General features: G+C 63.9%; 24 protein-coding genes. 8 read left to right on the forward strand and 16 right to left on the reverse strand.

Going from position 1 to position 25,050, the window contains the following annotated elements:
• Nucleotides 1–28: 28 nt before the first annotated feature.
• The 14 genes from ACSDHM_RS11165 to ACSDHM_RS11230 all read right to left on the reverse strand — a co-directional run bounded on the left by ACSDHM_RS11165 (nt 29) and on the right by ACSDHM_RS11230 (nt 14,083).
• Entirely contained in the window at nt 29–580 is a 552-nt protein-coding gene (locus ACSDHM_RS11165) for a DUF4189 domain-containing protein (RefSeq protein WP_439426270.1), read from the reverse strand.
• Nucleotides 577–1,740: a type IV secretion system protein gene (locus tag ACSDHM_RS11170; RefSeq protein ID WP_439426271.1), complete on the reverse strand. Its 1,164-nt coding sequence runs from the start codon at nt 1,738–1,740 to the stop codon at nt 577–579. The genes ACSDHM_RS11165 and ACSDHM_RS11170 overlap by 4 nt, the downstream gene beginning before the upstream one ends.
• 83 nt (nt 1,741–1,823) lie before the next feature.
• Complete coding sequence (locus ACSDHM_RS11175; protein WP_439426272.1) at nt 1,824–2,639, reverse strand: hypothetical protein; 816 nt, start codon at nt 2,637–2,639, stop codon at nt 1,824–1,826.
• A 52-nt stretch (nt 2,640–2,691) separates the two neighbouring features.
• Nucleotides 2,692–5,139: a VirB4 family type IV secretion/conjugal transfer ATPase gene (locus ACSDHM_RS11180; RefSeq protein WP_439426273.1), complete on the reverse strand. Its 2,448-nt coding sequence runs from the start codon at nt 5,137–5,139 to the stop codon at nt 2,692–2,694.
• 81 nt (nt 5,140–5,220) lie between these two features.
• A complete protein-coding gene (locus ACSDHM_RS11185) occupies nt 5,221–5,529 on the reverse strand; it encodes a type IV secretion system protein VirB3 (RefSeq protein ID WP_019660289.1) in 309 nt (102 codons plus the stop codon).
• Complete coding sequence (locus ACSDHM_RS11190; RefSeq protein WP_069139858.1) at nt 5,522–5,932, reverse strand: TrbC/VirB2 family protein; 411 nt, start codon at nt 5,930–5,932, stop codon at nt 5,522–5,524. Before ACSDHM_RS11190 ends, ACSDHM_RS11185 begins: the two co-directional genes overlap by 8 nt.
• A 73-nt stretch (nt 5,933–6,005) precedes the next feature.
• Nucleotides 6,006–6,989 carry a lytic transglycosylase domain-containing protein gene (locus ACSDHM_RS11195; RefSeq protein ID WP_005417231.1) on the reverse strand — a complete coding sequence of 328 codons (984 nt, stop codon included), beginning with the start codon at nt 6,987–6,989 and terminating at the stop codon, nt 6,006–6,008.
• A 3-nt stretch (nt 6,990–6,992) separates the two neighbouring features.
• Nucleotides 6,993–8,036 (reverse strand): P-type DNA transfer ATPase VirB11, encoded by a 1,044-nt coding sequence (gene virB11 / locus ACSDHM_RS11200; RefSeq protein WP_049415061.1) that lies wholly within the window; start codon nt 8,034–8,036, stop codon nt 6,993–6,995.
• A 14-nt stretch (nt 8,037–8,050) separates the two neighbouring features.
• Nucleotides 8,051–9,322 carry a TrbI/VirB10 family protein gene (locus ACSDHM_RS11205; RefSeq protein ID WP_069139857.1) on the reverse strand — a complete coding sequence of 424 codons (1,272 nt, stop codon included), beginning with the start codon at nt 9,320–9,322 and terminating at the stop codon, nt 8,051–8,053.
• A complete protein-coding gene (locus ACSDHM_RS11210) occupies nt 9,319–10,098 on the reverse strand; it encodes a TrbG/VirB9 family P-type conjugative transfer protein (RefSeq protein WP_014037652.1) in 780 nt (259 codons plus the stop codon). The genes ACSDHM_RS11205 and ACSDHM_RS11210 overlap by 4 nt, the downstream gene beginning before the upstream one ends.
• Complete coding sequence (locus ACSDHM_RS11215; protein ID WP_439426274.1) at nt 10,095–11,150, reverse strand: VirB8/TrbF family protein; 1,056 nt, start codon at nt 11,148–11,150, stop codon at nt 10,095–10,097. Before ACSDHM_RS11215 ends, ACSDHM_RS11210 begins: the two co-directional genes overlap by 4 nt.
• Before the next feature lie 89 nt (nt 11,151–11,239).
• Entirely contained in the window at nt 11,240–11,686 is a 447-nt protein-coding gene (locus tag ACSDHM_RS11220; RefSeq protein ID WP_032954281.1) for a hypothetical protein, read from the reverse strand.
• 424 nt (nt 11,687–12,110) lie between these two features.
• Nucleotides 12,111–13,790: a type IV secretory system conjugative DNA transfer family protein gene (locus tag ACSDHM_RS11225; protein WP_227837006.1), complete on the reverse strand. Its 1,680-nt coding sequence runs from the start codon at nt 13,788–13,790 to the stop codon at nt 12,111–12,113.
• A gap of 35 nt (nt 13,791–13,825) precedes the next feature.
• Nucleotides 13,826–14,083 (reverse strand): hypothetical protein, encoded by a 258-nt coding sequence (locus tag ACSDHM_RS11230; RefSeq protein ID WP_005417248.1) that lies wholly within the window; start codon nt 14,081–14,083, stop codon nt 13,826–13,828.
• 130 nt (nt 14,084–14,213) lie between these two features.
• Between ACSDHM_RS11230 and ACSDHM_RS11235 the strand changes: the two genes are divergently transcribed.
• From ACSDHM_RS11235 to ACSDHM_RS11260, 6 genes are all read left to right on the forward strand, one after another.
• Entirely contained in the window at nt 14,214–14,633 is a 420-nt protein-coding gene (locus tag ACSDHM_RS11235; protein ID WP_188240847.1) for a phosphohydrolase, read from the forward strand.
• Between the two features lie 127 nt (nt 14,634–14,760).
• A complete protein-coding gene (locus tag ACSDHM_RS11240) occupies nt 14,761–15,972 on the forward strand; it encodes an MFS transporter (RefSeq protein WP_227837005.1) in 1,212 nt (403 codons plus the stop codon).
• A 143-nt stretch (nt 15,973–16,115) separates the two neighbouring features.
• Nucleotides 16,116–16,385 (forward strand): hypothetical protein, encoded by a 270-nt coding sequence (locus tag ACSDHM_RS11245; RefSeq protein ID WP_072168098.1) that lies wholly within the window; start codon nt 16,116–16,118, stop codon nt 16,383–16,385.
• Nucleotides 16,386–16,509: 124 nt separating this feature from the next.
• Complete coding sequence (locus tag ACSDHM_RS11250) at nt 16,510–16,755, forward strand: hypothetical protein (RefSeq protein ID WP_134970672.1); 246 nt, start codon at nt 16,510–16,512, stop codon at nt 16,753–16,755.
• Nucleotides 16,756–16,868: 113 nt separating this feature from the next.
• The gene (locus ACSDHM_RS11255) at nt 16,869–17,117 is read left to right on the forward strand and encodes a hypothetical protein (protein ID WP_005417258.1); all 249 of its coding nucleotides are present in this window, start codon (nt 16,869–16,871) and stop codon (nt 17,115–17,117) included.
• Nucleotides 17,118–17,495: 378 nt separating this feature from the next.
• Nucleotides 17,496–19,199, forward strand: a complete 1,704-nt coding sequence (locus ACSDHM_RS11260) for a hybrid sensor histidine kinase/response regulator (RefSeq protein ID WP_072168178.1) — start codon at nt 17,496–17,498, stop codon at nt 19,197–19,199.
• On the opposite strand, the gene ACSDHM_RS11265 is transcribed toward ACSDHM_RS11260, so the two are convergent.
• Entirely contained in the window at nt 19,196–20,731 is a 1,536-nt protein-coding gene (locus ACSDHM_RS11265; RefSeq protein ID WP_439426275.1) for an FAD-dependent monooxygenase, read from the reverse strand. The two genes, ACSDHM_RS11260 and ACSDHM_RS11265, sit on opposite strands and share 4 nt — an antisense overlap.
• Nucleotides 20,732–20,812: 81 nt before the next feature.
• On the opposite strand from ACSDHM_RS11265, the gene ACSDHM_RS11270 reads away from it, so the two are divergent.
• A complete protein-coding gene (locus ACSDHM_RS11270; RefSeq protein WP_188240845.1) occupies nt 20,813–21,457 on the forward strand; it encodes a TetR/AcrR family transcriptional regulator in 645 nt (214 codons plus the stop codon).
• Between the two features lie 72 nt (nt 21,458–21,529).
• Nucleotides 21,530–23,671, forward strand: coding sequence for a TonB-dependent siderophore receptor (locus tag ACSDHM_RS11275; protein WP_353080307.1), 2,142 nt, complete (start codon nt 21,530–21,532; stop codon nt 23,669–23,671).
• A gap of 50 nt (nt 23,672–23,721) precedes the next feature.
• On the opposite strand, the gene ACSDHM_RS11280 is transcribed toward ACSDHM_RS11275, so the two are convergent.
• Nucleotides 23,722–25,044 (reverse strand): Smlt3024 family type IV secretion system effector, encoded by a 1,323-nt coding sequence (locus ACSDHM_RS11280; protein ID WP_088497910.1) that lies wholly within the window; start codon nt 25,042–25,044, stop codon nt 23,722–23,724.
• Between the last annotated feature and the right edge of the window lie 6 nt (nt 25,045–25,050).

Here is a 25,050-nt window from a genome sequence, read left to right on the forward strand (position 1 = left end):
ATCCATCAAGAGTGAGGCTACGGAAGGATCAGTACGCCTTGAAATACGGCTCCGTGCAACCGCTGTAAACAACCTTGCACGCCGCCCCCCCCGTAACTTGACAGTCCTTGAGAGCGCGGGCCTGAGCCACGCCCACATCAGCACCAGTATGGATCTTCGTACCACGCCCCCCACCAGCGGTAGCCGCAGCTACACACGTGTTCTTGAATGCTAGATCGATCCGACAATCACTAGCCCCCCATTGGGCGCACTGTGCGAGAGCATCCTTCTGAGCATCAGACTTGCTGAATTTTCCCATCGAAACTCCCGCATCACCTGACGCGGAGCTGGAGAGCGCGCCCCAAGTTTTGATCCAGCGACCAGTTGGCCTGGGGCCAGATTCCGCCCCCCCCCCTCCCGCTGGAATTGGCGCACAGCCAGGCGCTCTGTCATCTCCGATTGGGTACTGACCGGGCGGGCACCTACCCTCTGCCAGCACTGGTCCGGCAACAACCGATAGAGCAGCCATAGTACAAACGACTATCACGGCGCGGAAAATCGGGGCGATCGATTGAATACCTGATCTGTAGCCGTTTCTCATCTTGAATCCTTTGCCGTGACTGCGACACCTCGCTGCCCAGTATCTTGACTTACACCTGAGGCCCCACTGTTCACGCCCCCCATTCGACTGTAGTCAGCGCCGGAACTACCGCTACCACCATGATCATTCGATTTGGGAGCCGGCGGCGTATACGAACCCGGCGGCTGGCCCTGCGGACCCGGCTGGCCAGCAGTAGAGCCACCGATCTGGGAGTATGGCGCGAAACCACCCAAGGTCCCCTGGAAGAACATGGCCGCCATTGGGGGCGCAGTCAGAATCAAGGTCGTCAGGATCAATCCCATGCCGCCCTGCTGCATCGCCTGGCTGGTCATGCCGTCGCTGGAGGCGCCTTCGAGCAGGAACTTGTTGACCAGGGCGGTGGACCAGAACGCGGTCGAGACACGGATCACCATGTCCAGCGCGATCGATACCATCGCTGCCAGTACCGCCATCGAGAACATCGTGCCGATGCCGTAGAACAGCCATCGTTGGAACAGCTGCTTGGTCTGGTCGAACAGCAGACACAGAATGAACAAGGGACCCAGGCCGATGAACAGCGCCAGCGCGACCTCGTAGAGCAGCAACATCGCACCAGCGGTGACGGCCGGACCGCCCGTGCCCAGGCCGATGAACCACAGCGCCCGGGTCTTGTCCGCCTGCAACCCTGGATCATTCAGGATCTTGATGCCATCAATGCTCGACAGCGCCACCTGCATCCAGGCCAAGCTCTTGTCGATCTGGTCTTCCGGCTGCTGGTCCTTGCCGGTCACCACGTGGGTGATCAGGCCTTTGACGTCCTCGTTGAGGAATTTCTGCAGGTTGCTGCCGAACATCGCCATGCTGGTGGCAACGCTCACAATCAACGCCGCGCGCGCCATATTGGTCACCAGCACCATCATGGAGTCGCGACTGCGGCCGGTGACGATCCGGAAGCCCTGGATCAGTACCCACAGCGTCATCAGCACCAGGGCAATACCACCGACCCAGGACATCATGCGCCCCATCAGGTCGATGCCGTAGTCACTGATCCTGTCGCGCAGGTAATCCATGATCAGCTTGAAGAAGACGAAATCGCCGATCGACTGGACACGCACAGCGTAGCCCAGCAGATCCTGCAATCCGCCTGAGAAATCAAAGTTGGCCAGCCACCTGATCGTCATTTCCACAATCCCTTGGTAATTCCGTTACTGCATGAAATGCCGCATTGCTTTGCAGCGCATGTCTACGTATTAGCGGCCTGCAATCACTTGACGCTGAGCGCGGCCTTCAGTGCGGTGGTCTTGACCATGTCGCTGATCAGCTGCTTGGTCGGGTCCCCCTTCAATGCGGCCTGCGCCACCACCTTCTGGTTGGACTCCATGACCTCGATATAGGCATCATAGGATTTCATCCGCGCTTCCCAGCTCTGGGCAAGTGCGGCAATGTCATTGGCGGTGCGGAGCGATTCGCTGTCGGCACCCTGCACGGTGCCCTGATCGTTGTTGGTCAGGCGGATCTTGAGGATGCGGGTCAAGGAGTTGTTGATGCGCGGAACGGTCTGGGTCAGGAAATCGATCGCGTCGTTGTACTTGCGGTTCTGCATCATCCGGATGTTGACGCAGATCTGCATCTGCTGCTCCTTCACATCCGCCTGCGGATTGAACACGAACACCTTGAAGGCGGACTCCAGGCTGAAGTCCAGCGCCTTGCCGCAGGTTTCGGCAACCAGATAGTTCGGTGCCACCGGCACCAGCGGCGCGCTGTCGGGCATACCGAAGCTGTTCACCGCCGCCTGCACCTGGATCAGCGCCTGGCGATACTGCTCCAGCGTGCGGATCCAGCGGGTGTTCTGCTCGACGTACTCGGCCGCGTCCTGCGCTTTGGCCGCGTAGACGGTCGCCTCGGTCTTGTAGGTGTTGATCTGATTGAGCAGGTGCTGGATGAGGCTGGTACCGGTCTCCTGCACGGGAATCCAGGCGCTGACATTGCCGGTGCCGAGCGCCATCATGGCTGCCACGGTCATCGCTGCAAGACGGGGCGCGCGGCGGCGGGGCGAGGAAGCTTGCTTGGTATTGTTCATATCAGTCTCCATTGATCGGAACTCGTAGTCTTCGGGCAGGCCGTCTCGCGGATCAGGTAACAGTGTCGCGCGCTGCGACAGCCGCCTTGCCCGAGCCCTTTCGATTCTTGTAGAAATCTTCAAGCCACTGTTCCGGCGTCAGCTCATCCACCGTCACCCGTGCGCGTACCGCAGCTGTCTGCAATACCCGATGCATGATGTCGATGTTGTCAGTGGACGCCGAGATCACTGACAGGATGTCGTCCATGCCACGCAGGTTGAGCTGGCACACGCTGGAGGCATGACCCTGCTTGACCAGGAAGCAGCGCGAGCGCTCGTCCAGGGCGGTAACCACCCTGAACTCGGCCTCGGTCAGTTTCAGGCCATCCATGTAATCGCTCTTGCTGGCATTCGGGTTCGGCAGCAGGATCAGCGTGGCGGTCTGTTCGATCAGGGCGGCGGAGATATCACTCTTCAGTGCATCTTCCGGGCTCTGCGTTGCGAAGATGCCGAGACCATTCTGCTTACGGATGGTCTTCTGCTTGTTCTTCGCGAATTCCTTCAGGCCACCCTCGCCGTCCAGGATCTTCCAGAACTCGTCCATCACGTAGATCAGCGGACGACCATCGATCAGTGACTCCAGGCGGTGCAGCAGGTAATTGATGACCGGCACGCGCACTTCGGGATTGTCGATGATGTCGGTGTAGTCGAACCCGATGATATTGGCCTTGCTCAGGTCGACGGTATCCACCGGATTGTCGAACACCCAGCCCAGCGAATTGCCCGAGGTCCAGCGGCGCATGCGCGCGTAGAGCCCATCGTCACCCATGTTGGGCAGGCTCTTCTGGAAGTTGGTCATGCTGCGCAGGTGCATCGGCGTATCGAGCATGCTCTCTACAGCGCGATAGATATCCTCTTCCTCGCGGGCGCTGTACTCACGCTTGCCGGCCAGCACCTTGATCAGGTCGGCCAGGAACTGCACGTTGGCTTCGTTGTTCTCGCACTGGAACGGGTTGAAGCCGGTCGGCGCGCCGTTCTCCAGGGCCAGGTAGTTGCCTCCGCAGGCCCGCACGAAGATTTCCGCACCACGGTCCTTGTCGAAGAAGAAGATGGTCGGCGACGGCTCATACTTCTGCACCTGGCTGAGCAGGAAGTTGATCAGCGCGGTCTTACCGGTACCGGACTTGCCGATCACCATGGTGTTGGCGATCGCCTTCTCCCCCAGCGAGTTTTCCGACGGATGGGTCGCGTGGAAATTGAAGTAGTACGGCTGGCCGTTGGTGGTCTGCAGCGTGGTGACGCAGTCGCCCCACGGGTTGTTGTGCTGCTTGCCAGTGGCGAAGTTGTGCAGCGGCGACAGGCCCAGGAAGTTCAGCGAGCTGACATTGGCCAAGCGTGTGCGATAGCGCCAGTTGCCCGGCAGCTGCGAATAGAAGGACGAGGTAACCGCCAGGTCTTCCTTGGTCGACACGAAGCCGGCGTTGGATAGCTCGGCGCGGGTCGAAGCGACGTTCTGCGACAGCTTGGCCTGGGTGTCGCCGTAGACCGCCATGATGAAGTGGTATTCACCCAGCACGAAGTTGCCCGACGACAGCTGATCCATCGCCTGGTCCAGCTCGACGATCTGGCTCACCGCCTTGTCGCCGGAGGAGATCATCATGCCCTTGGTGCGGTCGAGCACCTTGAGCGCGTCCTGACGCCCCATCGGGCTGAACGAATGGGTGATGACGTACTCGTAGTCCAGGTACTTCAGGCCGTTGAGGATGCCCGGGTAAGTTCCCTCGGCATACTCCTTGATGTTCAGGATGGCGCCGAAGTGGTTGGCACCATTGGGGGTATTGATGACGAAGTCACCGGTCTTGGACGAGAACATGTGCCGGCTGACCGGCAGGTAGTCCTTGATTGGTGCCGACAGCACCGGGACCGGCTCGTCAATGCGATTGATCAGGTAGCCGAACAGCTCCAGCGTTTCCGAGAACACCACGCCATTCTTGGCCTCATACATGCCCAGGCGATACGGCGCGTAGTCGCGGATCACGGCCTCGACGTTGCCGGCCAGTTCCATCAGCTTTTCGACTGCCTGCTCCTGCTCCGCGCGCAGCTTGTCCACGTTCGCCGACTTCTCGACGAAGCGCTTACCCGCCACCACGGGGCGATAGATCATGGTCAGGTACAGTTCGTTCTGCATGATGCGCTGCGAGGACAGCATGCCCATGTACTGGTCGGACACGTCCTGGTTGAAGCGCTGCTTGTAGTTGCTCTTGCCCTTCAGCGTGCGGCGACGACGGATGTCATGCACCCAGAACGCCACGTTCACGAAGTCGGGAGCACGCAGCGTCTGCAGCAGGCGGTTGAACGTGTTGTGGCGATGCTCCAGCTCCCACTCCTCACGGCCGACGAACGGCAGCCCTTCCAGATGCCAGGTCAGCAGGTAGTCGCCGCCCGTGGTCTTGACCACGTTCGGGGCGACGTGCGACGACAATGGAATGAACTCGCTGATGGAGGTGTCTGGGCTGAACATACGACTGCTTCCAAAGAGGTACTGCCAAGAAGTTTCAACAGACCCGACGGGCGCTTGCGCCCGCCGGGCCGGATCCGGACCTCAATCCATTCGGGCCGGCTTGTCGCGGTAATGGTTGGGGTTGAACACCCACATGCCATCGTGTTCCTGCACGTTGCGGACTTTCAGCTTGAACATCAGGCGCAGGCCCAACAGGCGGAAGATCATTTCGTCACGCTTGGCCATCTGCCGCATGATGAAGACCGCCACCGGGATGGTGAGCAGGAACCAGAAGTTCGTGTACATGCTGAGCAGCAGCAACCCACCTGCCACCATGAAGAATGGCAGGTAGGGCACGCCCAGGAACATGGCCGGGCGCGTGCAGCCGCGGAACACGACGTTCTTATGCACTGTAGTACTGGATCGCGTTGTTGATCAGGTAGTAGGTGGTGCCGGTGCCGCCGCCGCACTTGCCATCACTGCCTTCGCCCAGCAGCATGCGCGCGATCTGGCCGGCGGCACCGATCAGCACGCCACCGATCAGGATCGGCGCGACGTCAGCGATGCGCTTGTGTGCGAAGGCGATCTGGTAGCCGGCGAAGATCACCGCGATGGTCACCACGGCGATCGAAGCCATGTTCAGCAGGCCGTTGATGTTGGAGAAGAAGCCGCAGACCTTCTTGTCGGTACCGCCGAAGTCGGGACTGGTGGCGAACACCTGCGGGGCGAACAGTGCGCCAACGAAGATCGTGGCCATCAGCAGGGTCTTCAGCGTGCGCTGGGCCTGGACGAGGTCGAGATTGGATCGCTTCATGGATTGATTTCCTTGTTGATGGACTAACACAACTGAATCGGCCAGCCGGGGGACTGGCCGCACCACGACTTCGTCAGAACACGAAGGCCGCATCCCCTGCGGGAATCTGTTGCACCGGTGCGGCCTGCACCGGCGCGTTGTACGAATTGTCGGTACCGGCCACAGGCTGGTTACGCTCGCTCCAGGGGCGCAACATCACCGGCCCTTCGTTGCCGGCGCCAGCCGCGCCCGGCAACTGCTGCGGCATGGCCATCGCCTGTGCGGGGCCTTGCTGTGGCAGCTGCTGCGGCATGCCGCCGGCCTGCTGCTGCGGATAGGCGCCCGCCTGGGCCGGCTGCGCCTGCGGCTGCATCATCCGATCCACCGAACCCAGCACCACCTTGGACAGCGCCTGGTCAGCGATGTTCAGCAGGCTGCCCCGCGCCATCGCACCGGTGGAGGGATACACGACATACGCGCGTGCCGGATCTTCCGACGGCACGTACACCGGGCCATTGGATTGAGCAACGATGCGCGCCTGCGCCGGAGAGGCCAGCTGCGGATGATGCTCGACCTTCACGCTGCGGCGTTCACCGCGGCTCACCACGTCGATCGGCGCAACACCATTGCTGGCAACCTGCTGGCCGCGGCGGATCGAGTCGTAGATCTTCTGCACGTAGCCATGACGGAAGCCGGTCTCGAAGTTGCCCGAGTAGTAACAGCTGAACGACTTGCCCCAGTCACCGCCGGAACGCTTGTAGCATTCAGCAAGGATGCGCGAACCGGCCTGCAGGTTCGGGCACTGCTGGAAGGCCTTCTCGTAGGAATCCAGCCCGTATTTGCCCAGGTTGTAGCGATTGACCTGGGCCAGCCCGATCGAGAAGTTGTAGCCCTTCTCTTCCAGCATGCGCACCGTCGCCAGCGCTTCATCCAACGCCTTGGGCTGGCGCACCAGTGCACCGCCGACCACGCCGATGGCGTAGGGATTGCGCGACGATTCGACGTTGATGACGTGCTGCATCACATCCATCGACACGGCCATCTCCGGGCACGCCATCATTTCCAGTCCTGGCAGCATCCCTCAGCCCTCCTGCCCCTGGGCACGCCCAGGATTGAAGTCGATGCCGGTGATGTAGCGCGAGCCGGCATGCGCCTTGATATGCACAACGATGTCGATGGTCATCATCAACAGCCGCTTGATCACGTTGAACTCCAGGCCCGAACCTTCGGCTGAAGCCTTCACCATAAGCGCCAGCTGGTCCCAGGTCTGCTCCGGGCTGCCGGCATGACAGCTGGTGATCGAGCCCGGGTGGCCGGACGCGCAGTTGCGGATGAAGTAGAACGCCTCGTCACCGCGCAGCTCGGCCAGGATGATGCGTTCGGGCTTCATGCGCAGGCAGGCTTCCATGCAGCTCTTGGCCGTGACATTGCTGGTGCTCTGCCCGCCCTTGGAATACAACAGGTGCACGACGTTGGGCTGGGTCAGGAACAGCTCGCGTGCGTCCTCGATGGTGACCAGGCGCTCGTTGTCCGGGATATGGTTGACCAGCGCCTTCATGAAGGTGGTCTTGCCGCTGCCGGTCGCGCCGGATACCACGATGTTCTTGCGGTACATCACCGCACGCCGGAAGAATTCGGCGTATTCGCGCGAATGGCGCAGCTCCAGCAGCTCGCGATCCTGCTCGCTGATGCTGCCATCACTCTCCAGGATCTGGTTGAAGAAGCCATCTTCGTGATACTGGCTGAGCGACTTGGTGTGCTTGGACGGCAGACGGATGGTGATCGACACCTTGCCTGCATCACATGCCGGCGGAATCACGAACTGCGCACGCTGGCCGGTGGGGAACGTGAGCGACACGACCGGATCGGCATCGGTGATGCGCTGGCCGGTGTTGCTCTCGTTCACCACCGCCGTGCAGAACTGCCGGGCCCGCTCGAAGGTCAGGCTCGGCACGTCCACCCGCTGCCACCCCGCCCGGGTTTCCAGGTACAGCTCACCGGGACGGTTGATGCAGATTTCCGTCACTTCCGGGGATGTCATGTACTCGGCGATGCCCAGCACTTCGTACTGATAGCGCAGGAAATCGCTGGAGACGAGGGCGAGGGGTGACACTTCGGCGTCCATGATCGTTCGTTGGGTTACCGGCGGGGGTGCAGCACGTTGGTGAAGTCGACGTCCTTGGCAACGTAGACGTTCACGATCGTGCCCTGGTTGATGGTGACGGTCGGCGGACGACGGTTGCTGCTGAGTGCCTCATTGGCCAGGCGCTCCATCGTGCGTGCGGTCGCACTCTCATAAGGCGACTGCACCGTCATGCCGTTGTTGGCGATGGTGGTCGTCTCCGGACCGTGTTCGGCGGCCGCGTACTTGAAGGCGTCGGAAATCAGGCTGATCATCAGCGCCGATGCGATACGGCTACCCCAGTGCGCGCTGTACTGGCCCGGATGACCGGCGCCACCCAGCTGATCCACGCCCGGGCTGGACATCGCAACGTCGATGCCATTTGGTGTGGTGATGCGATCCCAGATCACTTCCACGCGCTTGCCCATCGGACCGCCGCCGTAGGCGCCATAGATCTTGGAGCCCTTCGGCAGCAGCAGGTTGCGACCGTTGATCGAGTACACCGGCTCGGTCAGCAGGCACGAGGTATAGCCGGCGAGATCGGTGATGATGCGGGTTTCCAGCACGCAACGCAGGTAGGTGCCACGCACCAGCAGCGCGTCGGGGCTCTGGATGTAGGTGGCGCTGGAGACATCCTCGACGTCCGGGCCGCGACGGACCTTTGCCGGCGCCGCCTGATTGTTGGGCAGCTGCGCCAGCATGGTACGGGTGTACTCATCCATGCCGCGGCCGCCATTGCCCCCGTTGCCATCCTGTCCATCACCACCACCCACCCCGCTCCCGGAGCCGATGCGGCGGTCCAGCAAAGTCGGGCCACGGTCCATCTCGCGGGCCGAATCGGACTGGGGAACGAACAGCGGGGTGGAATCCAGCGGCGGCGGCGGTAGCGGCGGCGTCATCGGAATCGGATCAACCGGTTGCATGGCCTGGGAGGGCACCGGACTCGTCTGCACGGCGTCCGGCAGCGTCGGCGTAGACACGCGCGCAACGTCCGGCACCTTCTGCACGGCATTCTTGTCATCCTGCCCCTTGCGGAACAGCAGGAAACCCATGGCCACCAGCAGCACCACGATACCGCCCAGGAACAGCAGCGCCTTGCGGTTCAACCGCTGCTCTTCGGCCGAGCGCAGCTGCGGCGCGGCCGCATCCAGATCCGGCGCGGGCTCGGCCTGGGTCGTGCCGAAGTAGGGATTCGACGGCGCGTCCGCGGCACCCTGTGCGCCGTACGGGCTCTGGCTCTCGTCGCGTCCGTTGTTCGGGTCGTTTCCGGGAGTGTTCTGCTGGCTCATTTCTTCACGTTCCTTCGCAGGCCGACGACGAAGTCGCCGTGGCGGATGACCAGGTACGGGTGCGTCCCGTGCACGATCAGCGTATTGCCTTCAACCGTGGTGTTGACCACGAAGTCTTCACCGTATTCCGTTTCACGACCGAACACCGCCGGGAAGATGCCGGTCTTGTACTCCGGCGAATTCGGCAGTTTCAGGTAGGTGAAACGACCATCGTCGTAGGCGTTGACCGGGATCAGCCACCCCATCTTCTTCGCCTTGCTGGTCGAATAGGAGTAGTTGAAGTTGTACTGCCGGTCCTTGGCCAGTTCCGAGCTCAACAACGGCTTGGCCTCTTCTTCGACCGCTTCCTGGGCGACGCCGAACACCGTGTCATTGGGATAGACGAAGGCGATCTTGTACTGCACGCCCGCGCGGCGGGCCTGCTCCAGCTGGCGCCAGTCGGTGGCCACCACCTTCAGCTCGAAGATGTAGGAATGGGTCTCGGTGCGCACCATCATGTTGGTGTCGACGTCGACGTTCTTCGGCTTGAGGTAGAACACGTTCTCGCGGCGGGTCAGTTCCCAGCCGCTGCTGAAGCCGGTGCTGTAGTCGAGGATCTTCTCGTTAGGGCTCAACTCGATCTGGGTGGTCAGGCCCAGGCCGGTGCGAACCGGATAGATGCGGTCCTTCTCGTACTCGTAGTGGTCAACCGCCTGCGCCATCGCCGCTGCTGAGAACAGCAACGACAACATCGACAGCAGCGCCAGCGCGCTTCCCCTGATATTTCGACTACTCATCGGTTGCTTGCTCCATCAGCAGTTCCGGTGGAATTGTTCTGCGGCGGCCTCATGGCCGGCTGTCCGGGCATGGCCTGCCCCGGCATTGCTTGCCCCTGCACCGGCTGACCCGGGAGGGGTTGACCCTGTACGGGCTGTCCCGGCATTGCCTGGCCCGGTACCTGGCCGTTGGCTGGCACCGCGACCGGCTGGCCGGTGGCCGGGTCGATCATGGTGGCCGCGGCCGGATTGTTGGGATCGTAGACACCCTGCGCCTGCTGCGCGGCCTGCGCGGCCTGCTGCGCCTGTGCCTGCATGGCGCCGTCATCCGGCACCGGCACGCCACGCGAGTAGTCGTTGTCGACGCGGTACTCGGTGACCTGGAACGCCAGCGGATTGAGGATGCGATCCTGTTCGGACAGCGCCAGGTTCTGGTTGTACTCGAAGCGCATCGTCACCAGCTGGTTGTCCAGGTAGGTAGAGACGCCGGTGCGCTTGTCCAGCAGGCTGCGCTGGATGCGCACCGAAGCGCCGCGGAAGCTGCCGTTCGGTTCTGCGCCCAGCGGCGTGATGCTGAGGATCTTGACCCGGATCGCGCGTTCGCGGCCATACATCACGAACGGGTTCTGCGGATTGTTGCCGGCATAGCGGACACGCATGGACTGCGCCACCGGATCGGTAGACATCACGAACACCAGTTCCCAGTCACGCAGCCCCATCACCGCCGAGTCGTACGATTCGCGCGCGAGCACGTACTGGGCGACGTTACTGCGATTGATCGCTTCGTTGGTGGTGATCGTCTCGCCCTGGAACGTGCCACTCAGGCGCGCGACGGTCGCGGTACCCGTGTAGGCATCGGCCATCACCAGGAACGGCACCTTCTCCTTCAGCGGCAGCATGTAGTAGTAGCCCCCCGCCAGCGCGAGCGACATCAGCAACGAGCCCGTGGCGACCCACCACGCGCGCCGCTCGCTGCGGCGCGCCATGTCGGCCACGGTGATCTCGTAGCTGACCGCCTTGGCGACCGACTGCTCGACCTTGGGACTATTGCCGGGATCCTTCTTGCGGAACATGGATTCTTCCGTACTGCTGAAACATCAATGGGCGTGGCACCCCTGCGACAGGCGCGGGGAGCGGCACGTTCGATGATTTCGAGGTGGACTCAGGTGCCGCTGTTGGAATCAGCGCCCTGCGCCGACGCGGTCGGCGTCGAGCCAGCGCTCTGCACAACGATCTGGTTGCCAACGATGGAGACGGAGATGCCCTGCGCTGCATAGGCTGCGGTCAGATCGATCACGGCCTGCTGTGCGTTGGTGGTGTCGATGTTCGAGACCGCGCCATACAGGGTGAAATCCGAGCTGAGGCGGTAGTCCAGCGTGCGCCCGGAATCCTTGGCCCAACGCTCGAGCATGGCTTTGAGCGTGCCATCCATCGGCGAGGCCTGGTAGACGTAGCTGGAGTACAGCGGAATTTCGGTCGTCGTCGCAGCAAAGCGGTTGACCGGCTTCCAGCGGCCTCCGAAATCCGGAGCGGACTTGGTGGCGCAACCGGCCACCATCAGCGCCGCCACTGCGGCGATGGACATTTTCGCGATAAACGCCTGATTCATACGGGCTTCACTTTGACGTACGAAAAAGCAGTCCCGAGCATTGGTCCCCTGGTCGTCCGGCGCTGCATCGCGCACGCCGGAATCGGAGGGACACGCTGTGTGCAGCGCACCCACTCCGGCTCCCCTGCAGCCCAAAGGCTGCCAACCAGGTCGCGGGGCCATCGGCGCAGCCGACAACACATCCGCATACCTCACCAACGTCGAAACCATCCTTGTTTCCATGGCACAAACTCCTGGCCACCCTGCTGCTACATCTTTGACATCCAGCACACACTTCTGGACGACAGACACAGGGTCGCACAACCACGCGTCAATTCCATGTCAGGCAAGTCTGAAAATCCATGAACAAATGCCAAATTCTTGACCGAAATCACGAATTCACATTCTTAACTTCGAATCAAATTCACAAATTAAGCGTCGTGAATTAGACGTTCAGCATCGGAACATCCACCTTCGGCAGCAGCCTCGAGGTGAAGTAGCGGTCCTTGTAGTAGCGGATCTTGTCGCACTTCACCGGATGCGGTATGCCCTCATACAGGAACACCTCCATGTCCGGCCCCATCGCCTTCAGCTCCTGCGGCAGCATCAGCGCGCGCCGTTCCTCGGTGAAGTTGTGGGTCTTCTCGCGGGCATGGGTGACGTTCTTCTTGCGCACCGTGGTGTAGCCCAGCATGTCCGAATAGTCATTGGCATCCTGCTGCTCACGCGGCGCGTACAGGATCTGCAGGGCATGGTTGGTGATGATGGTGCGTGACACTTCCCGGCCGTAGGTGGCGTCGAGCTGGGACATGCTCTGGATGATCGGCAGCAGGCGGATGTTGTAGCCAGCCATGTAGGACACCGCCGAGGCGATGATCTCCACTTTGCCGATCGAGGTGAATTCGTCCATCAGCAGCAGGCACTGGTACTTCAGGTCCGGGTTGGACTTGGGCAGTTCCTTGGTGTTGAGGTTGATCAGCTGGCTGAAGAACAGGTTGATGATCAGCCGGCTCTCGGCCAGCTTGTTCGGCTGGATGCCGATATAGATGGTCATCTTCTTCTTGCGGACATCAGTCAGCAGGAAGTCGTTGCAGCTGGTGGCCTTGTCCAGCACCGGATTGATCCAGGGATTGAGCGGTTCCTTGAAGGTGCCCAGGATCGAGGCGAAAGTCTCGTCAGCCTGGGACAGCATGTTGGCGAATGCCGAACGTGCGTTGGCGCTGAGGAACGGCCGCTCCGACAGGGTCTTGAGGTACTTCTTCAGGTCGGTGCCGTCGCCGGAGGACAGACGGTACACCGCACCGAGCGTGGGCGTGCCGGCGCCGCCCGGGAAACCGCTGCTGCGCTCGTCGTCCCAGTTCTCGAACAGATACAGGGTGAAGGCCATGAACGCGTTGCGCGCCTGGCTGACCCAGAATTTCTGGTCCTCGGCCCCGTCCGGATACAGCATCGCGGCGATGCTCATCAGGTCCGACACCCGGAAGGCCGGATCATCGGAGACGTAGCTGAGCGGGTTCCAGCGGTGCGTGCGCCGGTCCTCGGCGAAGGGATTGAACAGATAGATTTCCTGGCCCTGGCTGGCGCGCCAGCCACTGGTCAGGTCGAAGTTCTCCTGCTTGATGTCCAGCACGACCAGTGATTCGCCGTACTCCAGCAGGTTCGGGATGACCACGCCCACGCCCTTGCCCGAGCGGGTCGGCGCGGCCAGGATCACGAACTGCTGGCCATCCAGGCGCACCAGCTTGCCGCCATGGCTGCCGACCACGATGCTCTGGCCGGTCTTCTTGAACATGCCGTGCTTGGCCAGGTCGGAGCCGGTGGCAAAGCGCGCATCGCCGTGCAGCGAGCGCTTGTCCTTCTTCAGCAGCAGCACCAGGCCGGCCACCAGCAGCACCAGCAAGGGCAGGCCGAAGCCCACGTAGCCCGCCCATTTGATCTTGCCCACGAAGGGCGCGACCTGCGGTTGGCCGATGGCGTGGACGTACTGGTAGTAGGTGTTCCAGGTGAACAGCTGGGTGTCCAGCCCTAGGAACAGCAGGGTCAGATAGCCGGAAAACACGAAACCGAGCAGCAGGGTCGCCAGCGTGATGATGGCGATGAGCAGATACTTCTTACTGGGCAACACCCGAATCCTCCATGATGCGCACGCGGCGCGACGGCCTAGCGGTGGCGCCAGCGCGACGCCTTCTTCCGCAGGTGGTTCTCGTTTTCCAGCCCGGGCTCCTCGCCCTCTTCACGCACCAGTTGCAGCAAGCGTTGGCGCGCTTCGGCCAGTGATATCAGGTCGGTCAGACGATCCCCATCGTCGGCGACGACCGCATGGCCGACCACATCGCCGGGAGCGTACACCGGCTCGTAGGACACCGCTACCAGCTGATAGCGCCCACGGGTTTCCAGCACATGCCTGAATTCCTGCATCTCACTCCTCCTTGTCGGGGCAACACTGCGTCCCCTGCCTCGCCATCATGCCCGTGGCAGCGTCATGGGCGCATCCACAACCGCTGCGGCGTTTGCGCGAAACTGTGCGCGGATATCCAAGGAGACTGCAATGGACTGGGTAGCACTTGCCCGCACGCTGGCCACCGAGGCCCACGCGGGGCAGATCGACAAGGCCGGCCAGCCTTACATCGGCCATGTGGCGCGGGTGGCGGCTGCGGTGCGCGGCGACGATGACGCCGAAGTGGTGGCCTGGCTGCATGACGTGGCCGAGGACTGCCCGGCGTTTGCCGCACGGATCGAGGTATTTCCTGCGCCGCTGCGCGAGGCGGTGCAACTGCTCAACCGCGATGCAGCACCCGACGCGGACAGCTACTACGCGCGCGTTGCCGCCCACCCGCTGGCACTCAAAGTGAAGCGCGCCGATCTGGATGACAACGCCGATCCACAGCGGCTGGCGATGCTGGACGGAACCACGGCAGGGCGCCTTCGCGACAAATACGCTCATGCCCGGGCGGCGCTGGGCATCTGAGCCGGCCGCGAGGTGGCGCGGAGGGCCGGCGTGTCACCGATCAAACGCTGATTTACCCTGAGTGCTGCTGCTCCTGTTGCAGTGCAGCAGTACAATGGACGGCTCCCCCGCCCCATCGCGCCCCCGCATGAGCCCCAACTCTTCCCTGGCTGCGCGGCTGACGCCCCGTCAGCGCACCCTGATCATCCTCGCTCTGTCACTGGGTGGCTTCGCCATCGGCACCAGCGAATTCGCCAGCATGGGCCTGATGCTGGAGATCAGCCGCGGCCTGTCGATTTCCGAAACCCAGGTCGGGCACCTGATCAGCGCCTACGCCATCGGCGTGGTGGTCGGCGCCCCGATCCTCGCCTTCGTGGGTGCCAGCTTCCCGCGCCGCAAGCTGCTGCTGGCGCTGATGGGCTTCTACGCGATCGGCAACCTGGCCAGCGCGCTGGCACCGAATTACGGCACGATGCTGGTGGCACGCTTCGTCGCCGGCCTGCCGCATGGCGCCTACTTCGGCGTTGCGATGCTGGTGGCGGCTGCGATCAGTCCTGCCGGCCAGCGCGGCCAGGCGATGTCGCGGGTGCTGCTGGGCCTGTCGATCGCGATCCTGGTCGGCAATCCGTTGACCACCTGGCTGGGCCAGCAGTTGAGCTGGCGCACCGCCTTTGCCCTGGTCAGCGTGCTGGCCATTGCCACGGTGGCGATGATCGCGCGCTTCCTGCTGCCGGACCCGGACGAAGTGCGTACCTCGCCGATGCGCGAACTGCGCGCCTTCAACACTCCCCAGGTGTGGCTGGCGCTGGCGATCGGTGCGGTCGGCTTCGCCGGCATGTTCTGCGTGTTCACCTACCTCGCACCCACCCTGGTGCAGGTCACCGGCGTGGCCGAATCGTGGATGCCGCTGGCAGTGGGCGTGTTCGGCATCGGCGCGATCATCGGCAACATCGCCGGTGGTTGGCTGGTGGACAGGTTCCATTTCAAGGCCGCCGCCGTGGTGCTGCTGTGGTCGATCATGATGCTGCTGCTGTATCCGCTGGCCGCACAGTCGGTCTGGACCATCGGCCCGATGATCATCACGGTCGGCACCATGGGTGCGCTGGCGGCGGTGCTGCAGACGCGACTGATGGATGTGGCCGGCGAAGCGCAGACGCTGGCGGCCGCCTCCAATCACGCCGCCTTCAATACCGCCAACGCACTCGGCCCGTGGCTGGGCGGCATGGCGATCAGCGCCGGCTTCAGCCCGGCCAGCACCGGCTATGTCGGTGCAGCCACCGCGATCGGCGGCCTGCTGCTGTGGTGCGTGGCGGTGATGCTGGACAGGAAGCGCAAGACCGTCGCCGCCGGCAACCACTGAAGAACGGACGACCGCATCCACAGGTCGACCGGTCGACTGCGCGGTCTTTGTCGCGCTCCTGACGCGCGATGAACACATTTCGTGGATGTGCATTTGGGCACAGTGCAGCCGACGCCGTTTTCTCGGCCTGCACCGGACCCGCAATGCACCACCCTCGCGCCCCTGCCCGCCACGATGCCATCGCCTTGCAGGCCGGCATGCTGGGCAGCGTGCTGGGGGTGGCGTTGTCCAAGGCCATTGCCTTGTCCGCGTTGGCAGCCGGTTCGATGATGGGGATCGGGCTGTGGGTGGTGGCCTGTGCACTGCTGGCTGCGTGGGCGCTCGCAGCCTATCTGGCCTGCCTGGCGCTGAGCCGTCGTGTGTTCGTGCTGATGGTGGCGCTGTGCATGGTGCTGATGATCTGCATCGCCTGACCCAGCAAGGGCCGGACTATCGCGTATTTGTTACAGAATAACAAGTGCAACGGGTCCGATTGTGCATGCCCGGCGTCACGGATTTGAATTCCATGGCCATCCTGGCATTACCCGAGGCCATCCCATGAACCTGCAGTCTTCATTCCGCGCCACCCTCACTGCCATCGCTCTGGCGTCGCTCAGCGCCTGCGCCACCTACGACGACAGTGCCATGCATCCGGCCTGCCAGGAGTCACCCCATCTGAAGGATCTGCCACGCGAGGTCGCTGCCCGCGAGAGCCGTTGCAACAAGGGTGTGGAAGTGTGGTCGAGCGAGCGCGGCGGCAGTGACAAGCCGCTGGACCTGAGCGGAAAGAAAAAGGATCTCTGAAATGGAGCGCTGCCGGTTGCCGCGGCTGTCTTGATCATGTCCATGCACCTGGCTGACTGACCCATCACAACCGGCGCGCGACGATGGGGTCTCCCCACCCTGTCGAGATTCAGATGCCGGACACTGCCCACCCTGTCATTCGCGCGTTCGAGGCCGTGTTCGATCTGTCAGGGGGCGTGCAGCGCATCACCGCGCTCACGGTCACCTGCCGGCATTGCACATCGACCAGTTCGGCCAGTGAGGACAATCTGGTGCACTTGCCAGGTGGAGCATTGTTCCGCTGCGACGGGTGCGGCTGCCATCAACCGGTCAGCCATGCCCGGCTGTCGGACTGGCAACCGGCGTCGTTGCTGGGTATCTGAGGACCGCAACGTGGCAATGACTGTGGAACAGCGGAAAATACTCCAGGCCATCGCCGCTGCAGAACCGGTGCGCGGTGATGCCGCAACGTGGGCGGTGACCGCCGGATGGGCTGTACAGGCAGAGGACGGGGATATCGATCTCACCGAGGCTGGCCGGGATGCGCTCACCGCGCAGGCAGGTCGTGAGGGCTAGACCCGCCGCTCAGGCCAGCGTCGCCTCCCTTCGCGCTGCGTCGCGATAGCGGCAACCTGCGGAACAAAGGGTACATCGCTGCCACGTCGGCGGCGAAGTGGCGAGGTCTTTCATGTCGGCGGTGTGCAGAGCGTCATGACATGCGCTGGGCTATGCTGCGCCACCTTCCTGCGCCAATGGCGGCCATGCATCCTTTTCCCCTGCCAGTCTCTGCACCTGATCAGCTCGCTTACCGACTGCTGCAGGACAGTGACTGGGCCCGCTCGGCCACTGCCGCAAGCGCACCCGCCGAACTTCGCACGTTGCTGGCGATGATCCTGGATTCGCCAGAACCCCTGTGGCTTGCCTGGGGCAAGGAAGACAAGGCGTTCTTCTTCAATGATGCGTACCTGCCCATGCTGGGGGAAAAACTGCACGGCGCGATGGGCAATCGCCTGGAGGATGTCTGGGAGGACGTATGGCCGGACGTGGTGCAGGCCGTCAACGATGCCTTCGCCGGCACCAGCCGCAGCTTCAAGAACCTCCCGTTGATGATGGATCGCGACGGCACGCTGCGTGAAACATTCTGGACGTTCTCCTATTCGCCGCTGCGCGTCGGCTGCGGCAGCGTGGCCGGCATCCTGTGCGTGGTCAGCGAACAGACCGAACGGGTGATCGAGCGCGACCTGCACAGCCGCCAGGTCGCGGCGATCACCGAGCAGGCGCGGGAGGCCCATCTGGAACTGGTGCGCGCCCGCGAGCAGCTGCGCCAGTCGCAGAAGCTGGAGGCGATCGGCCAGCTCACCGGCGGGGTGGCCCACGACTTCAACAACCTGCTGCAGGTCATCACCGGTTCGGTAGACATGCTCCTGCACACGTGGCCGGCAGACGACACCCGGCGCCGCTACATCCAGGCCATTGCAACAGCGTCGGACCGCGCCACCAAGCTGACCGCGCAACTGCTTGCATTCTCGCGTCGCCAGAGCCTGTCGCCGGAGGTCTTCGACCTCTGCGAAAGCGTGCACGCGCTCTCGGATATCATCACCACGGTACTTGGCGCGCGCATCCAGGTGTCGTTGACATTGCCCGATACACCGATGCCGGTACTGCTGGACCGGACCCAGCTGGACACTGCATTGATCAACATCGCGGTCAATGCCCGCGATGCGATCGAGGGACACGGCAGGGTGACCATCCAGGTGGAGCAGGTAACCGCCGTGCCTTCGGTGCGCTTCGCCGCGCCGATGAAGGGCGACTTTGCCGCAATCAGTGTGACCGACACCGGAGCGGGCATCGACCCTGCGGTGGTTGACCGCATTTTCGAGCCCTTCTTCACCACCAAGAGCGTGGGCGCTGGGACCGGACTCGGTCTCAGCCAGGTATTCGGCTTCGTCAAGCAGTCAGAAGGCGAGGTGGACGTGCAGAGCCAGGCCGGCGCCGGCACCCGCTTTACGCTGTACCTGCCGCTGGCGCAGGCAGGAGAAACGACGGAACGGCCGGCGGCGCAATCGGGGCTGCAGCATGGGCATGGCGTCTGCGTGCTGGTGGTGGAAGACAACGTCGACGTGGCCGAATTTGCGGTGGGCGCCCTGCGCGAACTCGACTACAGCGTGGTCCTTGCACGCAATGCGGACGAGGCCCTGGCCGAGCTGGAACGGGATGCCTCGCGCTTCCATGTGGTGTTCAGCGACGTGGTAATGCCGGGCATGAACGGCCTGGATCTGGCCCGTGCCATCCGCGCCCGCTTCCCGGAGCTTCCGGTGATCCTCACCAGCGGCTACAGCGAATTGCTGGCGCGGGATCCTGGCCATGGCTTCACCCTGCTGCGCAAGCCGTACTCATTGAAGCAGCTGGCCTCGGTGATGACCGAGACCGCGCGCCGCGCGCTGGCTGTGGTGGCATCGCCCTAGCCGGTCGCTCCCCGCGGCGGACCGAACCAGCGTTCCAGCGAGGGCGCCAGCCCCGACGCATCGCCGCCGGCATCGCAGGCCCAGGCCACGATACCGTCAGGGCGGACCAGCAACGCACCCAGTCCCATCGCATCGCGCGCCGTGGATATCACGCAGGTAACCGAGCGTTGCCAGCGCGCAAAGATCGGGCCGAGTGAAACGCCGGTATCGAGCCCCAGCAGCACGCCCTTCCCTGCGCGCAGCAGCTCCCCCATGCGATCGCCATTGGCCAGCTGGACGTCAGGCACGCTTTGGCCAACCCACGGATGCTCGCCGTTGAACACCGCTGGTTGTGCCACGCCCCACAGCCGCTCAGCGAGATAGGTGGCACCGTCGCGGGTCGCGGCCAGGTCGGCGAAGACCGCCGCCAGCGCGCGCTGCCCTGGGCCTGGTCGCATCAACGCCACCTGCGCACGCGACCAGTCGAGCACCCGGGCGCCGATCGGATGACGCTCAGCCTGATAGCTGTCCAGCAGCGTCTCGGCGGCGTCGCCTCGCGCCACGGCGGCCAGCTTCCACCCCAGGTTCATCGCATCGCCGATGCCGAGATTCAGGCCCTGACCTCCCAGCGGCGAATGCATGTGCGCCGCATCACCAGCCAACAGCACGCGGCCGCTGCGATAGGCCGTGGCCTGGCGCGCGGCATCGGTCCATGTGGTGGCCAGATGCAACGCGGTGATCGTTGCCTGGCGCCCGGACACCCGCCGCAGCAACGCCTGGGATGCGTGCAGGTCCAGTGGCCCGCGGTGGCCTGCGCCACCGTCGAAATCGGCCAGCGCCAGCACGCCCGGCGGGTTGAAATTGCACATGCCGTATTCGGTGAACTGACGCCCCGGGGTGAGCACCGACGGATCGGCCAGTTCAACCTGCAGCGTGTACCCGGTGAACTCGGGCGCCGTCCCTGCGAACTCGAAGCCGGAGTGCTTGCGTACCGTGCTGCGGGCGCCGTCGCAACCGACCAGCCATCGCCCCCGCATCAGCCCGCGAGCGGTCTGCACCTCCATCTGTGACTGGTGTGCGTGCACTGCCTGCACCGTACAGCCCCGCTCGATCTGCACACCCAGTGACACTGCGCGCTCGGCCAGCACCGCCTCCAGCGACTGCAGCTCCACCGCCATCTGGGTGGGTACCGGGGTCGGCAGGCGATCACGCCAGCGCCCGCCGTCCACGTCATCCAGGGCGAAAGGAATGCCGGCGAAGTGGCCTCCCAGCGGCCGCGGTTGCGCCAGCCAATGGGCGGTGCCGGGCGGCGGTGCGCCCTTGTCCGGCTTCAGCACCTGGCGGGCCGCGACCGCGTCCAGCAGGCCGCGCCGATCCAGCGCTTCCAGCGTGGGCGCGTTCAAGCCGCGCAGGCCAAAGGGCAGGCGCTTCAGGGCTGAATCGGGCGACTCAGCCTGCTCCAGCAGCAGGACCGAACAGCCGGCCTGGGCCAGCTCGCAGGACAGGAACAGGCCGACCGGGCCGGCCCCGGCAATGACAACGTCGTACAGCATCAGGATCCCCGCTCTGCGCCGGCCCGGCGCTCTCGTGCGCACAATGTTACACTCGGTGTACGTTTACACAAGCCAACCGCCATGACCCCGCCCCAAGGCCGTCGCGAGCAACGCAAGGCACAGACGCGACAGGCAATTTCCGATGTCGCCACCGCGCTGATCATCCAGCGTGGCTTCGAGGCGGTGTCGATGTCCGAGATCGCCGAGGCCGCCGGAGTCTCGCGCAAGACGGTCTTCAACTATTTCGCCAGCAAGGAGGACCTGGTATTCGACCGCGACGAGGAGGCGCGGGCGTTGCTGCGCGAGGGCATGGCGGCGCGCCGCGGCATGACGCCGCTGGCCGCCTTCCAGTCTCTGGTGAGGGAGCTGCTCGACAGCGGCCATCCCCTGTTGCGGATCAATGCCGGTGCAGCGGCCTTCTGGGCCACCGTGGCCGACAGTCCGGTGCTGGTGGCGCACGCGCGACGGCTGCAGGCACTGCTGGCCGACGACCTCACGCTGTTGATGGCAAGCGCGGTCGGGCGGCCAGCGGATGATGCCGAGGCACGCCTGGGTGCGGCGATGCTGCTGGCGTCGATGGTGGCGGCCTATCAGGGAGGACTGGCCAGCCAGCAGGAGGGTGAGGATCCGCGCCAGGCGATGCTGCAGCTGATCGTGCGCGGCGGGACCGGCGTGCTGGTGGCCCTGGCCGGCACTCCGTATACCGACCCGGGCCCGCGTCCATAGTGCATCCGGGGGATAGGCCTCGAAGTACTGCAAATGCTAATCTTTCTCATTTGCAGCCCGGCCTCGTCCCTCATGCCCCTTCCAACCCCGCTCAAGCACGCCCTCTGCCTGGCGCTGCCCCTCTCTCTGGCTGCACCTGCACTGGCTTCCGAGACCTCCACTGACGCCCCGAAGGACCTGGACAAAGTGGAAGTCCGCGGCCGCGCGCAGACCCTGTATCGCGCCAACGATGCAGCCGTCGGCACCCGCACCGATACTCCGCTGGAGCGGGTACCGCAGTCGATCCAGGTCGTGCCACGCGAGCTGATCGACGACCAGGCGGCGCGCCAGGTCACCGATCTGTACCGCAGCATCAGCGGCATCAGCTTCTTCAGCTATGCCGGCGTCACGCTGCGCGGTTTCCGCCAGGAGAACGTGCTCTACGACGGTCTGCGCGGCGATCCGTATGCAGGCTTCTCGGTGCCGCAGCTGTTCAACATCGAACGCGTGGAAGTGCTGAAGGGCCCGGCCGGTGCGCTGTACGGCGGTGGTGATGCGGGCGGCATCATCAACTACGTGACGCGCAAGCCCAAGGCGCGCGCCGAACGCCGCATCGAGCTGCAGGCAGGCGACAAGGACTTCCGCGCCGGATCGATCGAAGGCACCGGCCCGCTGAATGCCAGCGGCAGCATCCGCTATCGCGCCGGCCTGTATGCCGACAGCGAGCAGGGGGTGCGCTGGAACGCCGACAGCGAAAGCGTGATCGGCGATGCATCGCTGGCCTTCGACGTTGGCCAGACCGGCGAACTGGTGCTGCAGTTCACCGACATCACCCAGAACCTGGGCGGCAACCGGCTGCGCGGTGTGCCGGTGAACGATGCCGGCAGCTTCCTGACCGACCGGCGATGGAACCACAACGAGGCCAGTGATTTCCTCGACATGCGCGCCAGGGTTGCACTGGCGCAGTACCGCTTCGCACCGCTCGATACCCTGGACGTGGACATTGCTGCACGCTGGTTCAGCAACAACGAGCACCAGATGTACCACGAACCGATGGGCTTGATCGATCGTGACCGCGATGGCGTAGCCGAATGGATGACGCGCCAGCTGCGCAACCAGATCCGCGACAACGAGGCCTTCACCGCCAGCGGCAATGCCGTCTGGCGGATCAACACCGGCCGTATCGAACACAAGGTGCTGTTCGGCGCCGACGTGTATCAGCTCGACGCCGACTTCACGGCGCAGACCGCCAACAGTGCCGACCTGGCACGCGGCGCCGGCCCGGTGCGCGGCATCGACCTGTTCAACCCGGTCTATGGCGCGAGCACCTGGCATGACTACAACCTGGCCGCCCTGCCCTGGCGCAGCACCGCAACCCGCAGCAAGCGCTACGGCGGCTATCTGCAGGATGAGCTGGCGCTGGGCACGCGCTGGCACGTGCTGGCCGGACTGCGCTGGGATGGCTTCAAGGATGAGGACCGCATGGGTGGCGGCAGCGTGGATGGCAACGATCTCAGCTGGCGCCTGGGCAGTACCTTTACCGTCCGGGACGGCGTGAACCTGTATGCCAACATCGCCAGCGGCTTCGTGCCGCAGAGTGCCACCAACCAGAACCCGGCGGCCGGCGGACCGTTCGACGCGGAGCGCAGCAGGCAATGGGAAGTCGGCCTGAAGTCCCTGCTGGCCGACCGTGTGACCCTGAACATGGCGGCCTACCGCATCGACCGCAGCAACATCGTGCAGGCCACCGGTGAAGTACGGGACGGCGTGAACCAGCTGGCCGCGCTGGGCCTGGTATGCAGTACGGGCATGGAACTGGACCTGCTGGCCGACGTGACCGAGCGCTGGGTGGTGAACCTGACCTACGCCTACAACGACGCACGGGTGAAGGACGCCGGACCGAACGGCATCACCAATGCCTCCGGCGACCGCTTCGCGAATGCGCCACGCAACAAGCTCGGCCTGTGGACGCGCTACGACCTGCCTTCGATCAACTCGGCAATCGGCTTCGGCGCCGACCATGTGGGCGAGCGTGTCAGCCTGGATGGGCAGACGGTCAAGGCATACACGGTATTCGACATGAGCTGGAAGACCACGTGGAAGCAGTGGCAGTTCCAGGCCAACGTCAAGAACCTGTTCGACAAGGTGTACGCGGCCAGCGGCTTCATCGAGCGCAACGGGCATTTCCCGGGCGAGCCGCGGCGGGTGTATGTGCAGGCGGCTTACAGCTTCTGACGAGCCGCTCCTGTGGCGCCGTGCCCACGCCCGGCTCGGCGCTCGCCTGGTCACCCCATGCGTATCGCGTGACTTTCGCGCGCCTGCACATCGATATCCTGCTGGCGCTGCATGGCCGCCTGCTGGCGCTCAAGGCTGGCAGCTTCGATCTGCTGCAGTGATTGTTCAACCGGCATCTGCACCGCAACATCGGTAGGCATGACGGCTCGCAGATGCGCGGGATCGCTCATCTCGCCCTGCACCACGAACACGTTGCGGCCGGCCGGATGCTCGGCGGTCTGCGCGCTCAGCAGGACATGGTCCGCCCGTTCAAGCTGGTTGCGACGGGCCAATGCCATCACGCTCGCCACCAAGCGCTCGCTGTTCTCATCGTGGGTACGTCCCGCGCTGGCATCGATCGCGGCCACGCCTTCGCGCACCTGCTGCATCAGTGCGTAGTCGCGGTGGCCCGGACCAATGTCGGCCAGGCGGGTCGGTGCCTGCGAGGGATCCGGCACGTCGTCCACGGCTGCGGTCAGCGGGCTGCGGGTGATGGTCCGGTACGGGTCGTCCGGGTGGAACTGGGTGCGTTTTTCCTGGCGCTCCAGACGGACCTCGCGCGTGTCGTTGAGTTCGGCGATGCGCGCGGGGTCGGTGATCTCCCGCATCGAGATGTGGCCGCCGCCCGCGCTGACACTGGCCCACTTCCTGTCCGCTTCGAAGTACATCGCGTAGTAGCTGTTGCCACCGATGACGTTCGGATCGACTGCTGAGCGGCCCTCCAGCGCCTGGGTGGCTTCCAGCACGCTCAACCGGGTGAGGTACTGGCCGCCCTTCACCCATCCCATCTGGCTGACGGCATCGACACTGGTGTTGCCTACGCGCGGGCCTCCGGCGTAGTCATTGTTGAGCATGTTGGTCCAGATCTGTTCCAGCTTCTCGGGGCCGCTCTTCTGCTCAGCCGCTTGCAGCAACACGCGCGGCGTCCAGCAGTTAGGATCAAGTTCATGCCGTTCAAATGCCCGGTCGTGAGCCAGCATTACATCCTTGCCGGGGAGATTCAGTGCCAGGTCTGGACGGCGCTCGTTCATCCACTGCTGCCGCAACTCAAGATCTCTTTCGAGCAGGGTCTGCCCAAAGGACTCCCATTGCCGCTCCGTCAACTGTGCATTTGAAAACCGGGATCCCTCGTCCTGCTGGGTCTTTGCGTAGCTTTGTGCATACGCGTTCGCGACGCGTCCCGGCAGGCTGTCATTGCGTACAACACCCAGTGCCAGTGTCCCGTATCCATCGGCTCCCGGCAGTTGCGACAGGTAGTTCCAGTAAAGCTCGCGGTTGCCGTCTCTGGCATAGCTGCCAAGGACGCTCAGATCGCGTTCTGTCAATCCACTCATACCCTG

This window comes from Stenotrophomonas sp. T8 (assembly GCF_051853085.1).
GTDB classification, from domain to species: Bacteria; Pseudomonadota; Gammaproteobacteria; order Xanthomonadales; family Xanthomonadaceae; genus Stenotrophomonas; species Stenotrophomonas sepilia.